17 protein-coding genes are annotated in these 22,822 nt (G+C 72.5%); 3 read left to right on the top strand and 14 right to left on the bottom strand.

The window, feature by feature from the left end:
• Window positions 1-35 precede the first annotated feature (35 nt).
• From ASF17_RS13370 to ASF17_RS13345, 6 genes are read right to left on the bottom strand one after another with little or no spacing between them, the layout of a single operon-like run.
• A complete protein-coding gene (locus tag ASF17_RS13370; protein ID WP_055801037.1) occupies window positions 36-1,226 on the bottom strand; it encodes a glycoside hydrolase family 1 protein in 1,191 nt (396 codons plus the stop codon).
• A gap of 50 nt (window positions 1,227-1,276) precedes the next feature.
• A complete protein-coding gene (locus ASF17_RS13365; RefSeq protein ID WP_055801033.1) occupies window positions 1,277-2,170 on the bottom strand; it encodes an alpha/beta fold hydrolase in 894 nt (297 codons plus the stop codon).
• Window positions 2,167-3,900: an ABC transporter ATP-binding protein gene (locus ASF17_RS13360; RefSeq protein ID WP_055801028.1), complete on the bottom strand. Its 1,734-nt coding sequence runs from the start codon at window positions 3,898-3,900 to the stop codon at window positions 2,167-2,169. The genes ASF17_RS13365 and ASF17_RS13360 overlap by 4 nt, the downstream gene beginning before the upstream one ends.
• The gene (locus tag ASF17_RS13355) at window positions 3,897-4,955 is read right to left on the bottom strand and encodes an ABC transporter permease (RefSeq protein ID WP_082475387.1); all 1,059 of its coding nucleotides are present in this window, start codon (window positions 4,953-4,955) and stop codon (window positions 3,897-3,899) included. Before ASF17_RS13355 ends, ASF17_RS13360 begins: the two co-directional genes overlap by 4 nt.
• Window positions 4,952-5,932 carry an ABC transporter permease gene (locus ASF17_RS13350; protein ID WP_055801025.1) on the bottom strand — a complete coding sequence of 327 codons (981 nt, stop codon included), beginning with the start codon at window positions 5,930-5,932 and terminating at the stop codon, window positions 4,952-4,954. The genes ASF17_RS13355 and ASF17_RS13350 overlap by 4 nt, the downstream gene beginning before the upstream one ends.
• Window positions 5,929-7,596: an ABC transporter substrate-binding protein gene (locus ASF17_RS13345; RefSeq protein WP_055801022.1), complete on the bottom strand. Its 1,668-nt coding sequence runs from the start codon at window positions 7,594-7,596 to the stop codon at window positions 5,929-5,931. The genes ASF17_RS13350 and ASF17_RS13345 overlap by 4 nt, the downstream gene beginning before the upstream one ends.
• 267 nt (window positions 7,597-7,863) lie before the next feature.
• Here ASF17_RS13345 and ASF17_RS13340 point away from each other — a divergent pair, with 267 nt between their 5' ends.
• Entirely contained in the window at window positions 7,864-9,264 is a 1,401-nt protein-coding gene (locus ASF17_RS13340) for an FAD-binding oxidoreductase (RefSeq protein ID WP_055801020.1), read from the top strand.
• A 78-nt stretch (window positions 9,265-9,342) separates the two neighbouring features.
• Here ASF17_RS13340 and ASF17_RS13335 read toward each other — a convergent pair whose 3' ends face one another.
• The 4 genes from ASF17_RS13335 to ASF17_RS15655 form a co-directional block, all read right to left on the bottom strand.
• The gene (locus ASF17_RS13335) at window positions 9,343-10,599 is read right to left on the bottom strand and encodes a LacI family DNA-binding transcriptional regulator (RefSeq protein ID WP_055801017.1); all 1,257 of its coding nucleotides are present in this window, start codon (window positions 10,597-10,599) and stop codon (window positions 9,343-9,345) included.
• A 121-nt stretch (window positions 10,600-10,720) separates the two neighbouring features.
• Window positions 10,721-11,473 (bottom strand): LysM peptidoglycan-binding domain-containing protein, encoded by a 753-nt coding sequence (locus ASF17_RS13330; RefSeq protein ID WP_082475386.1) that lies wholly within the window; start codon window positions 11,471-11,473, stop codon window positions 10,721-10,723.
• A gap of 317 nt (window positions 11,474-11,790) precedes the next feature.
• On the bottom strand, window positions 11,791-13,980 hold the full coding sequence (locus ASF17_RS13325) for an acyltransferase family protein (RefSeq protein WP_055801012.1): 2,190 nt from the start codon (window positions 13,978-13,980) through the stop codon (window positions 11,791-11,793).
• 320 nt (window positions 13,981-14,300) lie between these two features.
• On the bottom strand, window positions 14,301-16,925 hold the full coding sequence (locus ASF17_RS15655) for a S8 family peptidase (RefSeq protein ID WP_055801008.1): 2,625 nt from the start codon (window positions 16,923-16,925) through the stop codon (window positions 14,301-14,303).
• 251 nt (window positions 16,926-17,176) lie between these two features.
• Here ASF17_RS15655 and acs point away from each other — a divergent pair, with 251 nt between their 5' ends.
• Both acs and ASF17_RS13310 read left to right on the top strand, forming a co-directional pair.
• Complete coding sequence (gene acs, locus ASF17_RS13315) at window positions 17,177-19,240, top strand: acetate--CoA ligase (protein ID WP_055801006.1); 2,064 nt, start codon at window positions 17,177-17,179, stop codon at window positions 19,238-19,240.
• A gap of 119 nt (window positions 19,241-19,359) precedes the next feature.
• Window positions 19,360-20,157, top strand: a complete 798-nt coding sequence (locus ASF17_RS13310) for an isocitrate lyase/PEP mutase family protein (protein ID WP_055801002.1) — start codon at window positions 19,360-19,362, stop codon at window positions 20,155-20,157.
• Between the two features lie 133 nt (window positions 20,158-20,290).
• Here ASF17_RS13310 and ASF17_RS13305 read toward each other — a convergent pair whose 3' ends face one another.
• The 4 genes from ASF17_RS13305 to ASF17_RS13290 form a co-directional block, all read right to left on the bottom strand.
• The gene (locus tag ASF17_RS13305) at window positions 20,291-21,442 is read right to left on the bottom strand and encodes a YihY/virulence factor BrkB family protein (protein WP_082475385.1); all 1,152 of its coding nucleotides are present in this window, start codon (window positions 21,440-21,442) and stop codon (window positions 20,291-20,293) included.
• Window positions 21,443-21,542: 100 nt separating this feature from the next.
• Window positions 21,543-21,914: a DUF3618 domain-containing protein gene (locus tag ASF17_RS13300; protein WP_055800999.1), complete on the bottom strand. Its 372-nt coding sequence runs from the start codon at window positions 21,912-21,914 to the stop codon at window positions 21,543-21,545.
• A complete protein-coding gene (locus tag ASF17_RS13295; RefSeq protein WP_055800995.1) occupies window positions 21,895-22,323 on the bottom strand; it encodes a phage holin family protein in 429 nt (142 codons plus the stop codon). Before ASF17_RS13295 ends, ASF17_RS13300 begins: the two co-directional genes overlap by 20 nt.
• Window positions 22,316-22,747, bottom strand: a complete 432-nt coding sequence (locus ASF17_RS13290) for a hypothetical protein (RefSeq protein WP_055800994.1) — start codon at window positions 22,745-22,747, stop codon at window positions 22,316-22,318. Before ASF17_RS13290 ends, ASF17_RS13295 begins: the two co-directional genes overlap by 8 nt.
• Window positions 22,748-22,822 lie beyond the last annotated feature (75 nt).

Genomic DNA, 22,822 nt, shown 5'->3' with positions numbered 1-22,822 from the left:
ACGGCGCCGCCGCGGCACGCGACGACGCCGCGGTCTCAGTGGGCCGAGTCGCGCTCGAGGCCGTTGGCCCGCGCCACCCCGCCGTACCAGCGGGCGCTCGGCTTGGGGGTGCGCTCGAAGGTGTCGCGGTCCCAGCCGATCAGGCCGAAGGTGGGGCGGAACCCGCTGGCCCACTCGTAGTTGTCGAGGGCGCTCCAGTGCTGGTAGCCGAGCACCTCGATGCCCTCGTCGATGGTGTCGTGGATGTGCTCGAGCGCACCCTGCGTGTACGCGATGCGGCGGGTGTCGTCGGCGGTCGCGATGCCGTTCTCGGTGACCATGACGGGCACGTGGCCCGAGAGCTCCCACGCGCTGCGGATGCCCTCGGCGGCGGCGGGCGGGTGGAACTCCCACCCGGTCAGGGTGGTCTCGAGCCCCTCGGCGACCGGTCTCGGACCCTCGGGGCCGACGAACGTCTGCGTGTAGGCCTGGACCCCGACGAAGTCGTCGCCGGCGGCCATCTCGCTGTACCAGTCGTCGCGCACGTAGCCGTACTCGCGGGTCATCTCGGCGGCGCCCGGCTCGTCGACGGCCTTGAACGCCTGGGTCGCGACCGTCCAGCCGGACTTGAGGCCGTCCACCTGCGACAGCACCTCGCGGCTGCGCTTGTGCGAGGCGAGCAGCGCGTCGGCCACCTCGAGATCGGGGTTCGGCAGACCGTACGCGACCAGGTTCGAGGCGTCCTCGCCGCCGGCGAGCATCGCGGCGATGTTCGGCTCGTTGATCGTGCAGACGTACTCGACGCCCTCGGCGACCACGGGCAGGGCGAGCTCGGTGTAGCGCGCGAACAGATCGGCGGCGTCGGGGGCGCGCCAGAAGCCGTCGCGCTCGAACCAGCGCGGCACCGTGAAGTGCATCAGCGTGACGATCGGCTCGATGCCGAACTCGTGGCAGGTCTCGACCATGCGGCGGTAGTGCGCGATCTGCGCCTTGCTGACGACGCCGCGCTCCGGCTCGATGCGGGCCCACTCGATGCTGAACCGGTAGCTGTTCAGCCCCAGCTCGGCGAGCAGCCGGATGTCGTCGCGGAACCGGTTGTAGCTGTCGGCGGCGTCGCCGCTCGGCTCGACGATGGTCGTGCCGGGCGCGTGCTCGTGCACCCACCAGTTCGAGTTGACGTTGTTGCCCTCGATCTGGTGGGCGGCGGTGGCGGCGCCCCAGAGGAATCCGTCGGGGAAGGTGAGCACGAGGTGCTCCTTTCGGTGGTCGTGCGGCGGTGCGGGTCAGGAGGCGCGGGTCAGGAGGCGCGGGTCGGCCCCGGCACCGAGCCCCAGAAGTCGGCGAGCAGCGCGACCGTCGCCGCCGGCTGCTCGATCTGCGGCGAGTGCCACGCTCCGGCGACGATCTCGTAGCGGGCGCCGAGCCGGGAGGCCATGTCGCGCTGCCAGGGGATCGGCCAGGCGGCGTCCCATTCGCCGTGCGCGACGAGCACGGGCACGCCGGTGGCGGCGAGCGCCTCGGTGGTGTCCTCCGGCAGCTCGAGGATGCGCGCGCCGCCGATCAGACTGTGCGGGCTCGTCCGCCGCATGCGCGTGCGGACGAAGGCCAGCTCGGGGTCGAGGGCGGCGAGCTCGGCGTCGTCGAGGCCGAGCGTGATCGGGTTCGTCGAGTCGAACAGCGCGGCGCCGCCCTTCTCGGCCACGAGATGGCGTTCGAGGTATTTGCGATCCGCCCAGCCGTGCGGGCCCGAGCAGAGCATCGTGTACGACGAGAACAGCTCGGGCGCCTGCAGCACGGCTGCGCGGCCGATGACGCCGCCGAGACTGTGGCCGAGCAGGTGCACGGGGCGACCGTCGGCGAGCAGCGGGGCGATGCGCACGATGTCGCGCGCCTCCTCGTCCAGGGTGTGATCGTCGAGCGACGGAGGCGCGACCGAGTCGGCCTGACCGCGTCGCGAGACCACGATCACCTCGAACCCGGCGTCGCGCAGCAGCGGCATCGTGACGCGGAAGTCCTCTTTCGAGCCGGTGTACCCGGGCACGACGAGCACGGTGCCGACGGTGGGCCCGTCGGGCACCACGCGGTAGGCGCTCAGCCGACCGACGGGCAGGTCGATCGCCACCGTGTCGACCCCCTCGGCCACCGGCAGGTCGCCGAACACGGGGTGCGAGGCGAAGTCGTGCAGGCTCATCGCGCACCGCCCGTCGCCAGCGAGCGCCGGGGGTTCGGCACCGCGTCGAGCAGCGTGATCGTGTACAGGTCGGTCGGCCGCTGCAGCACCTCGGCCGTGCCGCCCCGCTCGACCACGGCGCCCTGGTTGAGCACCATGATGTCGTCGGTGATCAGCCGCGCGCTGAGCAGGTCGTGCGTGATGTAGAGCAGCGAGACGCCCCACTGCTCGCGGAGATCCTCGAGCAGGGCGAGCACGCCGGCCCGCAGCGAGACGTCGAGCATCGAGACCGGCTCGTCGGCGATGATCACCTGCGGGTCGCTGGCGAGCGCCCGGGCGATGACGACGCGCTGCCGCTGACCGCCCGACAGCTGGTGCGGCAGCTTCGCCGCGAACTGCTCGACCGGCGTCAGACCGACCGTCTCGAGCAGTTCGAGCACCCGGCGCCGCGCCTCCTGACCGGTGAGGCCCGTGAAGTTCACGACCGGGCGCGTCAGCGTGTACTCGACCGTGTGCAGCGGGTTGAGGGCGGCGTAGGGGTCTTGGAAGACCATCTGCACGTCGCTGCGGAAGCTCCGCAGCGCGCGGCCCCGCAGCTTCGTCACGTCGGTGTCGCCGAACGTGACGCTGCCGCTGGTCGGGCGCTCGACGCCCGTCACGAGCTTGGCGATCGTGCTCTTGCCCGAGCCGCTCTGACCGACGAGGGCCAGCGATCGACCCGGCTCGAGGCTGAACGAGACGTCGCGCACCGCGCGCACGGGCTCGTCACCCCGCCGAGGAGGCGCGTAGGTCTTCGTCACCCCGCTCACGACGATGGGCTGCTGCGCGACCCGCTGCCCCCGCGTCGACACGGTCGGCACCGAGGTGGTCGTGTCGACCCGGCGCTCGCCCCGCGCGTGACGGATCGAGCGGTCTTCGAAGCCGGGCAGCGAGACGACCTCGGCGCGTGGGTCGGCGTAGTGCGAGAGCAGCATGCGCGTGTAGTCGTCCTGCGGGTTCTCGAGCACGTCGGCGCTCGCACCGTCCTCGACGATGCGGCCCTCGTGCATGACCAGCACTCGCTGGGCGGACTCGAGCACGATGCCGAGGTCGTGACTGATCAGCACGGCCGTGAAGCCCTCGCTGCGCTGCAGCGCGATGATCGTGTCCATCACGGCGTGCTGCACCAGCACGTCGAGGGCCGTGGTCGGCTCGTCGAACACCATCAGCTGCGGCTCGAGCGACAGGGCCAGCGCGATCGACACCCGCTGGCGCATGCCGCCCGAGAGCTCGCCCGGGAACCTCGCGAGCACGCTCGGGTCGAGCTCGACCTTCGAGACGAGCTCGACGGCGCGGCTGTGCCACTGGTCGCGCGGCACGTGGCCGTGGGCCTTGAAGACGTCGACGAAGTGGTTGCGGATGGTGCGCACCGGGTTCAGCGCGTTCATGCCCGACTGCAGCACCATCGCGAAGCCGCCCTGCCGCTGCTGCCGCAGGGCCTCGGTGCCGAGCCCCTGGACGTCGGCGCCGTCGAACAGGATGCTGCCGCCGTTGGTGCGGGCCGGCGGCTTCTGCAGCCGGGTGAGCGCGTAGCCGAGGGTCGACTTGCCCGAGCCGGACTCGCCGACCAGGCCGACGAACTCGCCGCGCCTCAGCTGGAACGACACGTGGTCGACGGCCTGGACCGGCTCGGCTCCCGCGCTCTCGTACACGACGCTCAGATCGCGCACGTCGAGGAGGACGTCGTCGCGGACGTCGTTGCTCGTGCTCATGATTCGTCCTCTGTTCCGGTTGCTCGCTGGTCCGATCCGGCAGGCCGGCTCGGCGCTGGCGTCGCGGAAACGCTTCGCGTTTCTTCGAGCTCCAGCGCGCATGCGCGCGCCTCCTTCGCCTTCTTGGCTCCGCCTTCGCGGAGGCGGGGGTTGCCGACGGCGTCGACACCGAAGTTGATGAGGGTGAGGCTCATCGCGAGCAGGGCGATGCAGAGACCCGGCGCGAACAGCAGGATCCACTGACCCGTGAGCAGGGCGTTCGAGTTCTGGGCCCAGTAGAGGATCGTGCCCCAGCTGACGATCGACGAGTCGCCGAGCCCGAGGAACTCGAGACCGGCCTCGGCGAGGATCGCGCTCGTGGCGGCGCCGAAGAACGAGCCGGTGATGAGCGAGGTCATGTTCGGCAGGATCTCGCGGAACACGATGCGCCCCGAGCTCTCGCCCGAGAACCGGGCCGCCGTGACGAAGTCCCGCGAGCGCAGCGACTGCGTCTGGCTGCGGAGCACCCGCGCGCCCCAGGCCCAGCCGGTCACGACGATGACGGCCATGATCACGAGGATCCCGCCGTTCTGCAGATACGCCGCGATCACGATCATGAGCGGGAGGCCCGGGATCACCAGGAACAGGTTGACGACGAAGCCGACGACCTCTCCGCCGAAGCCCTTCATGTAGCCCCAGCTGAGACCGATCCCCACGGCGATCAGAGTCGAGAGCACGCCGGCGACGACGCCGACCAGCACGCTGATGCGGGCGCCGTAGATGAGCTGGCTCAAGACGTCCTCGCCGGCGGCCGTCGTGCCCATCCAGTGGGCCCAGCTCGCGTCGGCGTTGCGCTCGAAGCCGTTCTCGCTGCCGCCGTAGGGGGCCAGCAGCGGGGCGAAGATCGCCGTCAGCACGAAGACGCCGAGGATGATCACGCCGATCTTCGCCTTGGGGTTCGACCAGATGGTCGCGGCCATGCGGCCGATGGTGAGCCAGCGACTGGGCGCCTTCTGCTCGGCGGGGCCGCTCGGCGGCGCGCCCTCGGGCAGGTGGACGGACACGGTGGAGGTCATCGGCGGGTCCTTGGGTCGAGCACGCCGTACAAGATGTCGACGAGGAAGTTGGCGACGAGCACGCTGACCGTGATCATCAGGAAGAGGGCCTGCATCAGCGGGTAGTCCTGGCCGATGACGGCGTTGAACAGCAGGTAGCCGATGCCGGGGTAGCCGAACACCTGCTCGACGAGGATCGAGCCGCCGACGACGCCGCCGAGCGCGAGGCCGAAGCCGGTGAGGTTCGGCAGGATCGCGTTGCGGGCCGCGTAGCGCACGGCGACCGTGCGGCCCTTGAGGCCGTTCGCCTCGGCGAAGGTGACGTAGTCGTCGCCGAGCGTCGAGATCATCGCGTTCCGCATGCCGAGGATCCAGCCGCCGAGGCTGGTCAGGAGGATCGTGACGGCGGGCAGGACGGCGTGCAGCAGGGCGTCGCCGATGAACGCGGGGGTGAACCCGGGCGTCGTCGTCGCCCCGTAGGCGCCGGTGGTCGGGAACCAGTGCAGCACGTAGCCGAGGAAGAACAGCAGGAGGAGCGCCGTCCAGAAGTACGGGAACGTGCTCATGAAGCTGCCCGACAGGGTCGGCAGCGAGTCGAGCCAGGTGCCGCGCTTCCACGCGGCGGCCACGCCGATCAGGGTGCCGAGCACGAAGGCGATGATCGTGCAGACCCCGACGAGGATCAGCGTGTACGGCAGCGCCTGGCCGACCAGGTGGCCCACCGTCTCGGGGAAGAACGTGTAGCTCGTGCCGAAGTCGAGTCGGACGACCTGCCCGAGGTAGCTCACGTACTGCTGCAGGACGTTGCCGGACGGCACGCCGAGCTGGGCCTCGATGGCGGCCCGGGTCGCCTCGGACACCGGGCCGTTCTGCGACAGCTTGGCGATGGCGGCGTCGGTGGGGCTGCCGGGCATGAGCCTCGGCAGGATGAAGTTCAGGGTGACCGCGGCCCACAGGGTGAGCACGAACAGGCCGAGCTTCTGAGCGGCGTACTTCACTGGTCTCCCCCGTCGTTCTGAACGCGCTTGAGCTTGGTGAAGATCAGCAGCGGGGCCTGGTCGTAGTTCTGCGGGGCCATGTACGGGTCCTCCGCGGTCGGCCAGCCCGTGAACTTGGCGTCGTTGAACAGACCCCAGAGACCGCCGTAGTAGAGGCCGATCACCGGCAGCTGGTCGTAGACGACGTTCTGCAGCTCGTACGAGAGCCGCTGCTGGTCGGCGGGGTCGGTCGAGGCCTTCCACTCGTCGAGCAGGGCGTCGACGGCCGGATCGCTGAAGCGCTCGAAGTTCGCCGCGGTCGTCTCGCCGACCGGGGTCGCGAACTCGCTGTTCAGCAGGTTGTTGAACGCCTGGTAGACGTTGCCGTTGCCCATGCCGCCCATCGCCATGTCGAACTCGCCGTTGGCGATGGCCGACTGGTAGCCGGCCGGCTGGGGAGCCTGGATCTGCACGTCGACGCCGATCGCGCCCAGCTGGCTCCGCACCTCCTGAACCGCCCGCAGCCAGTCGGTGTAGCCGTTGGCCGTGAGGATCGTGATGCGCAGCTGCTCGCCGTCGGGACCGACGAGGCGGTCACCCTGCTGCGTGTAGCCCGACTCGGCGAAGGCCGCCAGGGCCCCGTCGACGTCCTGCTCGACGATGCCGTCGTTCGGGATGGACGGGTCGAGGTCGTCCTGCTGGTTCGGCAGGATGAGCCCGGTCTGACCGGCCGGCTCGAGGTAGCCCTCGGTCGCGGACTCGGCGATGCTGTCGCGATCGAGCGCCAGGGCGATGCCGCGACGGAGGTTCACGTCGTCGAACGGGGCCTTGGTGAGATTCGGCACGAGACCGATCACGCCTCCCGGCGGGAACCAGTACTGGTTGTCGGGACTCGCCGCGCCCCAGGTGCCCTCGACGTCGCTGATGAACGAGTACGACCAGTCGTAGCCGCGCGTGACGGTGTCGAGCTGGTTGTTCGTCGCGGGCAGGATCAGGTGCGCGATGTCGATCTTCTCGGCCTGCCAGTAGGTCTCGTTCTTGTCCATCGAGTACTGCTGGGGCGAGTAGTTGCCGAGGGTGAACGGGCCGGTGCCGACCGGATCGGGGTTGCGGTACGTCGTGGGGTCGTCGACGGTGCTCCACAGGTGCTCGGGCACGATCGTCGTCTGACCGATGATCTCCATCGCCGGCACGTCGTCGGTCTGCAGATGGAAGATGACGTGGTCGCCGTCCACCTCGATGGTGTCGATGTGCTGCCAGGCGCCCTTGAGGTCGAGCGTCGGCTCGTCGCGGATCAGCTCGAACGTGTACTCGACGTCGGCCGGGGTCATCGGCGTGCCGTCGGACCACTCGACGCCGCTGCGGATCGTCATGTCGACCGTGCGGGCGTCGGGCAGGGTCGTCTCGCTGGCGAGCCAGGGGGTGATCTCGCCGTCGAGCGGATTGATCTCGAGCAGGGGCTCGTAGATCCAGGTCGACGCGGTGCGCTTGTTCGTGAGGAACGGGTTGAAGTTCCGCTCGAACTGCGGGTTGCCCTTGTCGGCGTTGATCAGCATCGTGTCGTCGCCGATCGTCGGATCGGGTTGGCTGCGGATCTGGATGCTGCAACCGGCCAGCAGCAGCGCGGCAGCCGTGGCGGCCGCCGCTGCGCGCACGAGCGCGCGGGGTCTTGACGTGTGCTTCATCGCCACGGTTCTCTCATTCGTCGTCGAGGTGAGTCTGATGAGTGTAAGCGCATACATGGTGGAACGGCAAGCGGTGTCCCGGGTGGTGGGTGCGCTGCGAGCCATGCGGGTGCAGGCAGGTGCGGCGACTGCGTGTCACCGCGTGAGCGAGCGCGGTGGCGCTGGCGCGATCATTCGAGATCGAGAGAGTGCGCAGCGGGTCCTCATCTCGAGCCGCCATCATCGAGAGCAGGCCGGACGCCCGATCCCGCCGCGAGGAGCGTCCCCATGGTCACCGCGTCGCAGCTCGCCGCCCTGACCCGCACGCTGCCCCCCGTGGCCGCCCACGCCGACGCGATCGCGACGGACTTCTACGACCGGCTGTTCGCGGCCCGGCCCGACCTGCTGCGCGACCGCTTCAACCGCGGCGAGCACGCTCAGGGCCGCCAGGCTCGCGAGCTCGCCCGCACCGTCGTCGCCCTCGCCGAGGCGGTCATCGACGCCGCACCCGGCAGCGGCACGAGCAGCAGCGCCCGTGCGGCGGCGACCCTGCACCCGACGTCGCGCCAGGCCGGGGCGCCCACCCTCGCCGGGTCCACCGCGGCCGAGATCACCTCGCGACTCGCCCAGCGGCACGCCGCGCTCGGCATCCGTCGACACGACCACCCCGCCTTCGAGGCCGCTCTGCGGGAGGCGATGCGCGCCTCCTCGGCCTCTGCCTCCTCCTCGCACTCGGATTCGGTCTCCGTCTCCGACGAGGCCAGCCCGGAGGCCCTCGACGACGAGGCCGTCGAGGCGTGGACCGCCCTGTACCGCCAGGTGATCGCCGAGGTCGCCGACGCCGTCGACGACCTCTACCGGCACGCCGACCTCGAGCCCGACGAGGAGTGGCGCGAGGCCATCGTCACCGAGCATCGCCTCGAGGCGGAGGACGTCGTGGCTCTCACCCTCGTCTCGGCCGACAGCGAGGCGCTGCCCCGGTACCGTGCCGGGCAGTTCGCGTCGGTGCAGGTCGAGCTCGCCGACGGGGCCCGCCAGATCAGGCAGTACAGCCTGCGCGGCGGCCCCGACGAGCAGTGGCGGATCAGCGCCCGGGTGCTCGACGGGGGCGGGTTCGCGCCCGACGGCGAGGTGTCGACCCACCTGCGCGACGAGATCGCCGTGGGCGGCGTCGTCCGGGTGTCGCCGCCGATCGGGTCGCTGACCATCGACGAGCTCGACGACGCCCCGCTGCTGTTCGTCTCGGCCGGGATCGGCTGCACCCCGGTGCTCGGGATGCTCGACCACCTCGCGCGGACCGAGCCGCTGCGCCCGGTCACGGCGCTGCACTTCGAGCGCACGCCCGAACGGCACGCCCACCGCACCGAGCTCGAAGCCCTCGTGGCCGCCATGCCGAACGCCTCGCTGCGCGTGAGCTACACGCAGGGCAGCCTCAGCGCGCTGACCGCCGCGGGCGGGATCGGCGAGTCGATCGACGGTCAGGGCGCCTACCTCGACCCCATCGATCTCGGCACGGTCGCCCTCACGGCGGAGCACCGCGTGTTCCTCTGCGGGCCCGTCCCGTTCATGGCGATCGCCCGCGCCGCGCTCATCGAGCACGGCGTCGAGGCCGACCGGGTGCACTACTTCGTCTTCGGCCCCGACGACGGGAGCGTCACCGGGATCGACACCGGGCAGCGCGGGCGGTAGGCGGGAGCCCAGGAGGCGCAGGCCGCGAGCCGAGGAGGCGCGGGCCGCGAGCCGAGGAGGCGCGGGTCGCGCCGTCGCTCACCGGGCGGGGCAGCTCTCGCGCAGCAGCACCTCGACGGGCAGGGTGACGCGCTGCGGGGCGAGCCCCGGGTCGGTCAGCCGCCGGACCACCGAGCGGACGGCGACGCGGCCGAGCTCGCCCATCGGCTGGCGCACGGTCGTGAGCCGGGGTGAGGAGAAGCGCCCGGCCTCGATGCCGTCGAAGCCCGTCACCCGTACACGACCGGGGACGTCGACGCCGGCCCGGCCGAAGACGTCGAGCACGCCGAGCGCGGTCTGGTCGTTGGCGCAGACCACGGCGTCGGGCAGGGGCTCCGCCCGGGCGAGCAGCTCCTCCGCCACTCGGCGCCCGCCGTCGCGGCTGAAGTCGCCCCGCTCGACCCGCACCCGCACCTCGGCGTCCGCGTCGGCGGCGGAGCGGGCGCCCGCGCCGCTCGAGCGAGCGGCGGAGCGGTGCGCGGCGACGGCCTCGTCGAAGCCGCGGTGCCGGTCGGCCTCGTCGGGCGAGTCGCTCGGGCCGGTGACGTAGACCAGATCGGACGCGCCCGGCCCGTCGAGCACGAACGCGGTCAGCGCCCGCATGCCGGCGACGTTGTCGACGCTGACGTGGTCGAGCTCGTCGCCCGGGCGGGAGTCGGCGAGCACGACGACGGGGATCCGCCGCGAGACGTGGGCGAGGAGGTCGGCCGGCACCGTCTGCGCGAGGACGGCCAGACCGTCGACCCGGCCCGCGATGTCGTTCACGATGACCTCGCGGCTCGATCCGCGACCGGCGGCGACCATGAGCGCGAATCCGCGTCGCCACGACTCCACCTCCGCGCCGCGCAGCACCTCGTCGAAGTAGAGGTTCGCCGGGTTCGACCAGTGCCGAGCGGTCGCGACGGGGGCGCCCGCACCCAGCGGGCCGCCGCTCGGGCCGCCGCCCCGTGAGGCCGGCTCCGCACCCGGGGCGGTGCCCTGGGCGGACGGGGCGACCCGCGCCTCCCGGTCGTCGACGAGGGGGATGCGACTCGAGTCGGTGAGCATCGCCCAGTCGGGCTCGGGCTCGTCGATCGCGTCGTGCCCCGGCAGGAACAGCCCCAGCACGCCGTGCCGTCGACCCGCGAGCCCTCGCGCGGCGCCGCTCGGCACGTAGCCGAGCGCGCGCACCGACTCGAGCACGCGAGTGCGGGTCTCGGGACGCACGTCGTCGGGGCGCCGCAGCACCCGCGACACCGTCGCGATCGACACGGCCGCGTGCGCGGCCACGTCGTAGACGGTGGGGGCCTTCGTCACGGGGTCCTTCTTCAGGTGGCGGTCCGGACCATCCTAGGCATGCGACGAGGAGGCGCGGGTCGACCCGCGCCTCCTCGTCACGCCCTCGAGGGGCGCCTGCGATCCGCTCCGCGCGGAGCGACTACTTCTCGGCGGGGAGCTGCAGCTCCTGTCCGACGGTGATCATGTCGGGGTCCGCGACCGTGTCGAGGTTGGCCCCGGCGAGGGTGACCCAGCCGCCCTCGATGTCGAGGTCGGTGGCGATGATGTCGAGACTGTCGCCGGCCTCGACCGTGTAGGTCTCGCCGCTCGTCGGAACGGCCGCGATCTCGGGCACGACCGGAGCGGCGGGCGCGGGTGCGGCCGCCGGGGCGGGGGCCTGCGCCTGAGCGGGGGCCTGCGCCTGAGGAGCCGGGGCGGCGGCGGGCGCCTCGGCGGCCGGTGCGGGCGCCGGAGCCGGTGCGGGCGCCGGAGCGGGAGCGGCGCCCGAGGTGCCGCTCAGCCCGAGCTGGGCCGAGCACGAGGGCCAGGCGCCCCAGCCCTGCGATGCGAGCACGCGCTCGGCCACGGCGATCTGCTCGCCCTTGCTGGCGCTCGCCGCGCTGCCCGTCCCCCCGAAGGCGGCCCAGGTGCTCGGGCTGAACTGCAGGCCGCCCGAGTAGCCGTTGCCGGTGTCGATGGACCAGTTGCCGCCGCTCTCGCACTGGGCGATGGCGTCCCAGGTCGAGACGTCGGCGGCGCTGGCGGGAGCGGCGGCCAGACCGACGCCGGCGCCGGCGAGAGCGACGACGGCTGCCGTCCCGAGGAGACCGCGGGTCCGTCCCGGGCCGGAGGCGGTCTTCGCGGCGAGGTGCTTCGGGGCGGTCGTGCGGGAGGTGCGTGTGATTCGTGACATGTGTGCGTGTGCTCCGTCGAGGTCACCCCGGCACGGCGCTGACGCGCTCGAACCGTTGCCCGCCTCTCACCAGATCGGTCGGATGGCGGCGACCGCAGCCCGGGCAACGGGGTGACGTGCGGTGCCGTCGTGGCCCCGCGCGACGGCGGGTCGTTCCACGAGTCCCTGGGCGGGACGACGGCCCACCGTAGTCAGGGGGCCGCCGAGGGCCAAGTGCGACGGATCGGTCCACCGGAGGCGCGGGCTGGGTTCTCCACAGCCCGATCACCATGGGCATGGGGCGGGCCCCCGGAGGATCAGCGTTCGCTGGGAATCGTTCAGGGGGCGTCGCCGAAGCCCCTGACCCCGGCCGTGGCGAGCCGCTCGCCGAGCGCCGGGGCCATGTCGACCGCGAAAGGCCCCGAGTAGTGCACGTAGTCGATCTTGACGACCGAGTCGCCGACGAAGGCCGGGCACACGCCGTCGACGCAGGTGAGGTCGCGGGCGTCGATCCACGGCTGCTCGCGAGCCTCGGCGAGTGCGCCGATCGCGGCGGCCCTCTCGAGCCAGGGGCCGCCGACCCGGGTCAGGCAGTCGACGGGAGACCCGCCGGGCCGATAGCACTCGCGGATGCTCGCGCCCGGTGGCGGCGGCGAGAGATGGACCACCTGGCCCGCCGACGCCTCGACGAGATCGAGATAGCGTTCGAGCCCGCCGACGAGCTCGCCGACGGTCGCATCGCGCCCCTCGCCGGCGAGCGGCATGGGCTCGTAGGTGTTCTGCACGAGCAGCACGTCGGGCCGGAGCGCCTCGATCGTCTCGAGGGTGGCCGCCCGGTAGGCGGCGCAGGCCTCCGTGTCGTCGGTGTCCCAGGCGAGGTCGACGAACGAGCAGGCGAAGCCGACCCGCGCCACCACCCGCAGGTCGCTGCCCGGGGCCTCGGCGAGCGTCACGAGCGAGTCGAGCTGGTGGGCGGCGGTCGAGTCGCCGGCGAGCACGACGGTCGTGCCCGCGTCGCTCGGCCCGAAGGCGCACTGATCGGCGGGGGCGAGCTCCTCGATGTCGCCGCAGGGCAGGTGCGCGCCTCCCGGGACGACCCCGTCGGCCGGGGGATCGAGCTCGGGCCAGGTCGTCGCACCGAGCGCGGCGACGATCCGCTCCCGGAGGGCCGTGCCCGCCGGACCGAGTGCGGGCCCCGACGCGGCCCCGACGTCGTCGCCCGCGCCTCCTGACGGGCCCTCGCCGCCCGCTTGCGCACCCCCGGCCGCCGAGCCCTGGCCCCCGGAGGCGATGACGGGCGGCGCCGGCAGCGGCCTGACGTTCTCGGCGGCCAGCGCGACGGCCGCCGTGGCGACGAGCGCGAGCGCACCCACGGCGGCGAATCGCTGCTCGCGCCCCCGGCCCGGCGTCCGCGACCGCTCGCCCCGAGGGCGCCGCAGCCGCCAGGACGAGGTCATGGCCGGCTTCTCGACGAGGTGGTGCCCCACGACGGCGAGACCGACCGAGGCCACGTACACGGCGACGATCGCCCCGGGGGCGACGGCCTGGATGACGACGAGCGCCGGGAAGTGCCACAGATAGAGCGAGTAGCTGATGTCGCCGAGATAGCCGCTGACGCGGTTGGTGAGCACGACCGGCGATCGAGCGCCCGGCACCGAACCACCCGCCAGCATGGCCGCGGTCGCGAGCACGGGCACGACGGCCCAGGGCCCCGGGAACCCCCACCCCTCGTCGATCACGAGCATCGACGCGACGACCACCACGAGACCGAGCCACGACAGGATCGTCCCCACCGCAGGAGGCGCGGCTCGCCAGATCCCGATCGTCACGGCGAGCAGGGCGCCGGCTCCGAGCTCCCACGCGCGGGTCAGGGTCGAGTAGTACGCCGTCACCGGCGCCTCGGCCGTCTGCACGACGGCCCAGGCGAACGAGCCGAGGCAGAGCACGGTCAGGGTGACGGCGAGCACGCCCCGGAGACGTCGCGTCGAGACCGCCGCCACGAGCAGCACGACCAGGGGCCAGACGACGTAGAACTGCTCTTCGACCGAGAGCGACCAGAAGTGCCGGAAGGGCGAGACGGGCCCGTCGGCCGCGAAGTAGTCGGTGCCCTGCGCGGCCTCGTGCCAGTTGGCGACGAACACGGCCGACCAGGCGGCGTCCACCGCCGACGAGAGGAGCCTGCTGGTCGACAGCAGGGCGGCGACCGCCCCCAGGGTCACGACGAGCACCACGAGGGCGGAGGGCAGGAGCCGCTTGACACGGCGCCGGTAGAAGCCGCGCATCGAGATGCGGCCCGTGCGCTCGTGCTCGCGCACGAGCAGCCCCGTGATGAGGAACCCCGACAGCACGAAGAAGACGTCGACGCCGACGAAACCGCCGCGGGGCCAGCCCGACACGTGCTCGACGACGACCGCCGCGACCGCGAGAGCGCGGAGGCCCTGGATGTCCCGGCGGCGACGGCGCGGCGCACGAGGTGCCGCGCCCGGCGTCGAGGGTGACGTCGAGGGCGTGTCGATGTTCTGCACCATGGGCTCCTGGAGTCCTTCCGACGGAACGGTCGAGAGGAATGCTACAGGCTTTCATGCCTCATGCATTCAGAGCGCATGCCACGACCGGAGCGCGGTGATCGCACGACCGCTGGTCCATATTTCACGCATAGCGTGCGATATGCAAATCTGTCATTCGGGATCGGTGGATGAACCCTTCTCGGGCCGGTGCCGGCGGGTCCCGGCGCCGGTTGGGGCGCACCTCGCCGGGCCGGCGGGACGGGCCCCGGTGCCGACGGAACGGACCCCGGTGCCGTCGGCGCCGGGGTCCGTGGAGCGGGAGGGTCCGTGGAGCGGGAGGGTCAGTCGGACGGGAGGACGCCCGTCGTGTCGACCCGCGCCTCCTCGGCCCGCCGCCGACGTCGCCCGGCAGCCGTCGCGATCACGAGGGCGAGACCCGCCACGACGAGCATCCCGGCGAGCCCGAGGGCGGGCGCGGACTCGGAGCCGGTGTAGGCGAGGGCGGTCGGGCCGCCCGCGGGGGCGATGTCGGGGGTGGGCGCGGCTCCGGCCGGCTCGACGGGCGCGACCGGGTCGGTCACGGCCGGCGGGCTCTCGGGAGCCGGCGGGACCTCGGCCACGGCGCGTTCGACCGAGAAGGCGACGGGGTCGCCGGGGGCCGAGACGCTGCCGTCCGAGAGGACCTGCGCGAGGCCGACCGCGATGAAGTCGCCGCCGGGGACGTCGGCGAACTCGACGCTCCATGCTCCGCGCGCGTCGGCGAAGGCCGCCGCCACGGTGATGGGGGCGTCGGGGTCGAACGGGACGGGCTCGGCGGCCTCGAGCCCCGCGGCGACCCGTCGCTCGGCGGCGGCGAGCGCGTCGCCGGCCAGACCGGCCTCGTCGACGCCGGCGCGCACCATGTCGTCACCGGACAGGGCGATGCCCGCGACCACCCCGGCGCCCGGTCGTGCCGTGCCGGTCACCGTGACGGTGTCGCCGTCCAGCGTGTCGCCGTCGGCGGGCGACGAGACCCCGGGCCCGGCGAGGGGCGCCGTGACGTCGACGGCGACACGTGCCCTGGGCCCGCCCGCGCCCGTGATCTCGATCGTGGCGGGACCGACCGGCGCCGCCGGCCCGAACTGCCCGACGACGTCGAGACGGCCGTCGCTCGAGGCGACGGTCGAGACGAGGTTCGGGTCGTCCTGATCGACGCCGCCCGCTTCGAGCGTGAGCACGACGGCCTCACCCGGCGCGAAGCCCGCTCCGAGCAGCCGGAACGGGACCCCGGCCTGGATGGTGGCGTCGGCGACGGCTGCCGTCGGGCCGAGGTCGAGGCCCTCGGTCACGGCGGCGAAGGCGTCGACGAGTCCGGCGCCGTAGAGCTCGCTGTCGCCGAGATCGGCGGCCTGCGAGGTCAGCAGGGTCTGCAGCTCGGCGGGGCTCGCATCGGGGTGGGTCGTGGCGAGCAGAGCAGCGACGCCGGCGACGTGCGGCGACGCCATCGAGGTGCCGCTGTAGACGTCGTAGCGACCGCCGAACACCGTGCTGAGGATCGCGGAGCCGGGTGCCGCGACGTCGATCTCGCCCTCGCCGTAGTTCGAGAACGACGACTTCGCGACCGAGCCGTCGGGCTGCTGCGCGACCGAGGCGACCGTGACGACGCCGTCGACGCCGGCGGGCAGGTCGACGCACCCCTCGGACACGTCGCGGTCCTCGATGGGCCGCGGACCCGAGACGTGGTTCCCCTCGGAGTCGTAGACGCCGTCGTCCGGGCTGGTCGACTCGGTGGTCTTGTTCGCGAGGTCGTAGTCCTCGTTGCCGGCCGCCGCGATGTTCAGCACGCCCTGCTGCTGCGACCAGGCGACGGCCTTCTCGACGGCGTCGAGCGCGGGCTGCTGCTCGGGCTGCCCCTCGCACCAGAACGCCCACGGGTCGACGTAGTAGCTGTTGTTCGTGACGTCCATGCCCTGCGCGGCGGCCCACATGAAGCCGCAGAGCGCGTACTCGGGGTAGATGAACCCGTCGTGGTTGACGACCTTGACGCTCGCGAGGGTGACGCCCGGCGCGACGCCGGTGATGCCGCTGCCGTCGGCGTTCGCCGCGATCGTGCCCGCGACGTGCGTGCCGTGCGACTCGCTGTCGTCGACGGGGATCCACGCGGATCTGCTCTGATCGGGGATCCCGTTGACCGAGCAGCCGACCGACGCGGCCGGGTCGACCTGCGTCGCGAGATCGGGGTGGTCGACGGCGATGCCGCTGTCGAGGACGCCCACGAGCACGTCGGCGTCGCCCGGCTCGAGGGAGCGCGCCTGCGGGGCGCCGATGGCGTCCATGTCCCACTGCTGCGAGACGAGAGGCGCGGCGGTGATCCCGGCCTCTGCGCGGGGTCGGTCGATCGCGAGGGTGCCACCCGCCCAGTCGGCGGCGACGGCCCCCTCGGTGACGGCGGCCTGGCGCGTCGGTCCGGCCGACCGCACGCCCGAGGAGGCGCGGATCGCATCGAGGAAACCGGTGTCGGACGACTGCGCGGTCACCACCCCGATCTCGGGGTAGCTCATCAGCACGACCCCGCCGGAGGCGACCACGGCCGCGCGCGCCTCGGCGACGGCGGTCTCGGTGGCGTCGACGTTGACGACGTAGTTCATGAGCTCGACGGCGGCGAGCGCCTCGGGCGCCACGGCGGCGGTCGGCTCGACCGGGGCGGGCGCATCGGGCGTGTCGGCCGGCGCGGGCGTCTCGGCCAGCGCGGGCGTCTCGGCCAGCGCGGGCGTCTCGGCCGGCACGGCCGTCTCGGCCAGCGCGGGCGTCTCGGCCGGCGCAGGCGTCTCGGCGACGGCGGAGGTCTCCGTCGGCGCTGCAGACGGCGCAGGCGTCTCGGGGGCCGGCTCGGCGGCGACGGCCGCCAGAGGCGAGAGCACGAGGGCTCCGGCGAGCGCGAGGGCGGTGCCGAGGCGGACGCGCCCACGACCTGAGGTGATCTGCACGTCTGCTCCTGTCGTCGCACCAGGAGTCGGCGCGGTCCGACCCCCGGGGCGGACCGCCGTCTGGAGCGGAGTGAGTCTCAGAGTAAGACGATCGGCGCTCATCCGCACCTGATCCGTCCGCTTCCGTGGAGAGCTCGTCCGTCCCCAGGAGTCCGCGCGTCGCTCCCTCCCCCGGCCGCGGGTGCTCGGGCGTGTTACGCCGGGTTGCCGACGCCCCGGTGGCGCACCCGCCCGGCTCGTAGCATCGTCGGATGGCGACGACCGACACCATCTCGAATCTGCTCGACGAGCGGCGGCGGTTCCCCGCGCCTCCCGGGCTCGCCGCGACCGCGAACGTGGCCTCGTCCGAGCACGCGCGAGCCGCCGCCGATCCCGTCGCCTTCTGGGAGGAGCAGGCGCACCGACTCGAATGGGACACCCCCTGGCGCACGGCCCACACCTGGTCGCCCGTGACGGAGGGCCCTGACGGCGAGCTGACCGTCCCCGAGGCCACCTGGTTCGCCGGAGGGCGCCTCAACGTCGCGGTCAACTGCGTCGACCGTCACGTCGCGGCCGGGCGCGGAGAGAAGGTCGCACTGCACGTCGAGGGCGAGCCCGGCGACCGGCGCGACATCACGTACGCCCAGCTGCAGCGCGAGGTCGTCAAGGCGGCGAACGGCCTGCGATCGCTCGGCGTCACGAAGGGCGACCGCGTCGTCGTCTACCTGCCGGTGATCGCCGAGACGATCGTCGTCACCCTGGCCATCGCGCGCATCGGGGCGATCCACTCGCTCGTGTTCGGCGGCTTCTCGGGCGAGGCCCTGAGGTTCCGCGTCGAAGACACCGGGGCCAAGCTGCTCGTGACCACCGACGGCCAGTTCCGTCGAGGAGGCGCGGTGCCGGTCAAGGCGAACGCCGACCACGCGGTCAGCGGCTCCAACGCCATCGAGCACGTGCTCGTCGTCCGCCGGACGGGCGATCAGACCCCCGACGTGCCCTGGACCGAGGGCCGCGACCTGTGGTGGCACGACGTCGTCGACCCCCAGCCCGACACCGACGACCCCGAGGCCTTCGACGCCGAGACGCCGCTGTTCATCATGTACACCAGCGGCACGACCGGTCGCCCGAAGGGGCTGGTGCACACCAGCGGCGGGTACCTCACGGCGGCGAGCTACACGCACTGGGCGGTCTTCGACGCGAAGCCCGACGACGTCCACTGGTGCACGGCCGACCTCGCCTGGGTGACGGCCCACACGTACGAGATCTACGGGCCGCTCTCGAACGGCCTGACCCAGGTGATCTACGAGGGCACGCCCGACACCCCGCACCCGGCCCGGCACCTCGAGATCATCGAGCGCTACGGCGTGACCACGTACTACACGGCCCCCACCCTGGTGCGCACCCTCTCGTCGTGGTTCCCCGACGGGCTCCCCGACACGTACGACCTCTCGTCGCTGCGTCTGCTCGGCACCGTCGGCGAGGCGATCAACCCCGAGGCGTGGGTCTGGTTCCACGAGCAGTTCGGCCGCGGCGAGTGCCCGATCGTCGACACCTGGTGGCAGTCCGAGACGGGGGCGAGCGTCATGGCGCCGCTGCCGGGCGTCGACACCCTCAAGCCGGGCTCGTCGCTGCGGGCTCTGCCCGGAGTCTCGACGGCTGTGGTCGACGACGACGGCGCTCGCGTGCCGAACGGCGCCGGCGGCTACCTCGTCGTGCAGCAGACGCCTCCGTCGCTGGCCCGCACCGTGTGGGGCGACCCGAAGCGCTATCGCGACTCGTACTGGGCGAAGTACTGGCGCCAGGGCTGGTTCTTCTCGGGCGACGGCGCGAAGTACGACGCCGACGGCGACATCTGGGTGCTCGGGCGCGTCGACGACGTGATCAACGTGTCGGGTCACCGTCTGTCGACGATCGAGATCGAGTCGTCGCTGGTGGCGCACCCGCTCGTGGCCGAGGCGGCGGTCGTCGGTGTCGCCGACGACCGCACCGGTCAGGCGATCGCCGCCTTCGTCGTGCCCGCCTCCCGACCCGCCGGAGGCGCGGTGCCGGATTCCGGGTGCGCGCGCGAACCGCAGATCTGGGCTCCGCTCGCGGGGTCGCTGTCGGGCGCGCTGCGAGCCCACGTCGCCGACCAGATCGGCCCGATCGCCAAGCCCGCGACGGTGCTGGTCGTGCCCGACCTGCCCAAGACCCGCTCGGGCAAGATCATGCGTCGCCTGCTCGGCGACATCGTCGACGGCCGCCCGCTCGGCGACACCACGAGCCTGCAGGACGACACGGTGCCCGGCCGCATCGCCGCCATCCGCGAGCAGCTGACACCCGCTGACACCCGCTGACACCCCCGAGAACCGCTCAGACCCCCGCTCGCGCACAGGGGCCTGAGCGGTCTCCCGGGGTCTCGGCCTCGGCCGGGCGGGGGCTGGTGCCGCACAGCCTGGGCTGGTTGGCTGGGGGCATGTCCATCTCCTCCACAGCCGAGAAGGCCGAACTGCTCCGCTCGCTGCACGTCCCCGGCGATCCGCTGATCGTGACCAACGTGTGGGACAGCATCACGGCGCGGGTCGTCGCCGGCGCACCGGGCGTGCGGGCCCTGGCCACCGCCTCCCACTCCATCAGCGAGGCGCACGGCGTCGAAGACGGCGAGGGCCTCGACGTCGACGAGATGCTCGCCGCGGCCCGCATCATCATCCGCTCCGTCGATCTGCCGGTGTCCGTCGACTTCGAGAAGGCGTACGCCTCCGATGCCGCCGGGACGCTCGACAACGTCTTCCGCCTCATCGAGGAGGGCGCGGCCGGCCTCAACATCGAAGACAGCATCGGCCAGGCCAAGGCCCCCCTCTACGACATCGACACGCAGGTCTCGAAGGTGGCCGCCGCCCGTCAGGCGGGCGACCGCGCCGGCGTGCCGATCGTCATCAACGCCCGCGTCGACTCGCTCGCCGGCGACCCCGACGGCTTCGACGACGCCATCACCCGGGCCAACGCGTACCTCGCGGCCGGCGCCGACTGCGCCTTCGTGCTCGGCCTCGGCACCGAGGACCTCGTCAAGGCCGCCCTCGACCGCATCGACGGCAAGGTCAGCGTCATCTCGAACCCGTCGGCCGTGCCCCTGGCGCGTCTCGCCGAGCTCGGCGTCTCGCGGGTCAGCTTCGGGCCGACGACCATGGGTCTGACGCTCTCGCACCTGCGCGACGCCGCCACCACCCTGACCGCGCGCGGCGACTACCCCGGCGAGCTCGGCTTCTCGTTCTGAGCACGCCGCTACACCTCGAAACCCGCGCTACACCCCGAGAAATCGGGGTGTAGCGCGGGTTTCGGGGTGTAGCACGCGGCCGGCGGTGCGCAGCCGGCGGCGCGCAGCCGGCGGCGCGCAGCCGGCGCAGCGGTCAGCGCTTGCCAGCGTCCGGCGAGTCGGGGTCGGGGTGGTCGTCGGACGGGGCCGAGCCGCCGTCGCCGTCGGCCTCGGGCTGCTCCTCGCCCCGGCGCGCCATCTCGGCGGCGGCGGCCTGGCGCAGGCGCATGCCCTCGAGCTCGTCCTTGGCGAGCGCGGCCGCCTTCTTCTCGGTCTGGGCGGTGTCGCGCGGCGGCAGCAGGATCTCGCTCTCGGCCTTCATGCCGGCCTGCAGCTCGCGCCCGCGCTCGAGCTCGGCGTCGAACTCGGCGCCGAAGAGCAGGGCGTTGTTCGTGATCCAGAGCCACAGCAGGAACACGATGACGGCGCCGAGCGATCCGTAGGTCGCGTTGTAGTTCGAGAAGTTGGCGACGTAGAAGCCGAAGCCCACCGAGGCGATCAGCCAGATGACCAGGGCGACGAGCGAGCCGAGGCTCATCCACTTGAACTTCGGCTGCTGGATGTTCGGGGCCCAGTAGTACAGCACCGCGACGATGACGATCGCGATCACCGCGAGCACCGGCCACTTGGCGACGTTCCAGACGAACACGGCGGTCGAGCCGAGTCCGATCAGGTCGCCGGCGGTCTGCGCGATCGGCCCGCTGATGACGAGGATGAGCGCGGCCGCGACGATCAGCACGACGGTGAAGGCCGTCACTCCGAGCATCGTGGGACGCAGCTTCCAGATCGGTCGTCCCTCGTCGATGCCGTAGATGCGGTTCATGGCCCGACCGAAGCCGCCCACGTATCCGGAGGCCGACCAGAGGGCGCCGAGCACACCGACGATCAGCGCGACGCCGGCGGCGGGCGACTTCGTCAGCTGCAGGATCGGCCCCTCGAGAAGCTCCGCCACCTGGGGCGATCCCGCCTGGCGCACCAGGTCGAGCAGGGTCGTGGCCGTCGCTTCGGCCTGTCCGACGACGCCGAGCAGCGACACGATGGCCAGCAGCGCCGGGAAGATCGCGAGCACGGCGTAGTACGTCAGCCCCGCGGCGAGGTCGGTGCACTGGTCGCGGGTGAACTCGCGCAGCGTCTTGCCGAGCACGTACCCCCACGAGGGCTTCTTGACGTCGGTGAGGTCCTGCGGCTTGCGCTCGTCGTCGGCCGACGGCGACTGCTGCTCGCGCTCGGTGCTCTTCTGGGCCATGGGGGTGTGTCCTGTCGCGTGTTCGGGTGATGAATCCAAGGAGGCGCGGTGCCCGGTCACGACGACCGGTCACCGCGCCGAGGCGGTCGCCGAGGCGTCGTCAGCGGCGTGCGGCCTTGACGACGCCGGCGACGATCGCCGCGAGGCCCGCCGCGCCGGGGGCGGCTGCGGCGACGACCGGCTTCGGGTCATCGGCGTAGCGCCGCTTGACGCTCGCCTTCAGGCGACGGGCGTGAGCGGGGACGCTCAGCTTGTCCTCGATGGCGTCGAGGGTGGCCGCGAACTCCTCGCGGGTCCGGGCGATGTCGAGCTCGATCTCGGGGATGCTCGCGCCGGGGCGCGGCCCCTTCTCGTTCTCCGCGGGCGTCTCGTCACCGGTGGCGCCGGCCTTCTCGACCCGCGCCTCCTCGGCTCGGGCCTCGGCGAGCTCGCGTTCGGGGTCGGGCTTCGGCTCAGTGCTTCGCGGAGTCATAGCCACCCTGCCCCTTCAACGCGGTCACGTCGGCCTTGACGCTGGCGACGGTCTTCTCCGGGGTGGGCGGGACGCCCTTCTTCAGCGCCTTGACGCCCAGCAGGGCGAGCACGGCGGTGACGATCAGCAGGACGGCGGCCACGATCAGGGCGGCCAGCCACGGGGCCACCACGGTCGCCAGACCGAGCACGGCCGCGGTCAGCAGCACGGCGAGCAGGAAGAAGCCGAAGAGCGCGGCTCCGACGAGCAGACCCGCACCGACCCCGACCTCCTTCAGCTTCGTCGCGAGCTCGGTCTTCGCCAGCGCGATCTCTCCGCGGATGAGCCGCGAGATCAGCTCGGGCAGGCTGCCGAGCAGCGAGCCGAGCGACTTCTTCGTGCTCTCCTGGGGGTTCTTGAGGTCAGTCACCGACGCTCACTCCCGGGAGCTTCGAGGTGCCGTTGTCCCGGTCGTCGGTGTCGGCCGAGCCCTTGTCGGCGCCGACGGCGGACGAGCCCTTCGAGGCGCCCTTCGAGCCGGACGTCTTCGACGTGACCTCGTCGGCCTTGTCCGCGACCGCGTCGGAGGCCTTGCCGGCCTTCTTCGACGCGGACTTGACGGTGGACTGGGCGGCCGAGGCGGCGTCGCTCGCGACGTCCTTCAGCTTGCCGCCGACGACGGGTGCGTTCTCCTTGACGAAGTCCTCGGCCTGGTGGACGGTCTTCTGCACGGAGGGGTTCTCCCACAGGTCGCCGGCACGGTCCTTGATCTTGATGTATGCGCCACGGCCCGCGCGGGCTCCGAGGACGTACCCGACGGCCGCTCCTGCGACGAAGAGGATCTTGCCTTTCATGAGTGCTCCTAGTTGCTCGTTGTCGTGCTCTGGACCCTCCACGGTGGCACGACACGGCCCCGGAGGCCCAGATCC

Origin of the sequence: Frigoribacterium sp. Leaf263 (assembly GCF_001422285.1) — a bacterium.
Classification (GTDB): domain Bacteria; phylum Actinomycetota; class Actinomycetes; order Actinomycetales; family Microbacteriaceae; genus Frigoribacterium.
The sequence above is the reverse complement of the archived record's forward strand: the minus strand, read 5'-3'. Positions and strand labels throughout refer to the sequence as shown.

Coding starts and splice junctions, on each gene's coding strand:
- ASF17_RS13340 (WP_055801020.1), top strand. CDS start 7,864: ATGGTCACCGCGTCGCAGCTCGCCGCCCTGACCCGCACGCTGCCCCCC.
- ASF17_RS13355 (WP_082475387.1), bottom strand. CDS start 4,955: ATGACCTCCACCGTGTCCGTCCACCTGCCCGAGGGCGCGCCGCCGAGC.
- ASF17_RS13360 (WP_055801028.1), bottom strand. CDS start 3,900: ATGAGCACGAGCAACGACGTCCGCGACGACGTCCTCCTCGACGTGCGC.
- ASF17_RS13365 (WP_055801033.1), bottom strand. CDS start 2,170: ATGAGCCTGCACGACTTCGCCTCGCACCCCGTGTTCGGCGACCTGCCG.
- ASF17_RS13330 (WP_082475386.1), bottom strand. CDS start 11,473: ATGTCACGAATCACACGCACCTCCCGCACGACCGCCCCGAAGCACCTC.
- ASF17_RS13290 (WP_055800994.1), bottom strand. CDS start 22,747: ATGAAAGGCAAGATCCTCTTCGTCGCAGGAGCGGCCGTCGGGTACGTC.
- acs (WP_055801006.1), top strand. CDS start 17,177: ATGGCGACGACCGACACCATCTCGAATCTGCTCGACGAGCGGCGGCGG.
- ASF17_RS13325 (WP_055801012.1), bottom strand. CDS start 13,980: ATGGTGCAGAACATCGACACGCCCTCGACGTCACCCTCGACGCCGGGC.
- ASF17_RS13345 (WP_055801022.1), bottom strand. CDS start 7,596: ATGAAGCACACGTCAAGACCCCGCGCGCTCGTGCGCGCAGCGGCGGCC.
- ASF17_RS13300 (WP_055800999.1), bottom strand. CDS start 21,914: ATGACTCCGCGAAGCACTGAGCCGAAGCCCGACCCCGAACGCGAGCTC.
- ASF17_RS13305 (WP_082475385.1), bottom strand. CDS start 21,442: ATGGCCCAGAAGAGCACCGAGCGCGAGCAGCAGTCGCCGTCGGCCGAC.
- ASF17_RS13310 (WP_055801002.1), top strand. CDS start 19,360: ATGTCCATCTCCTCCACAGCCGAGAAGGCCGAACTGCTCCGCTCGCTG.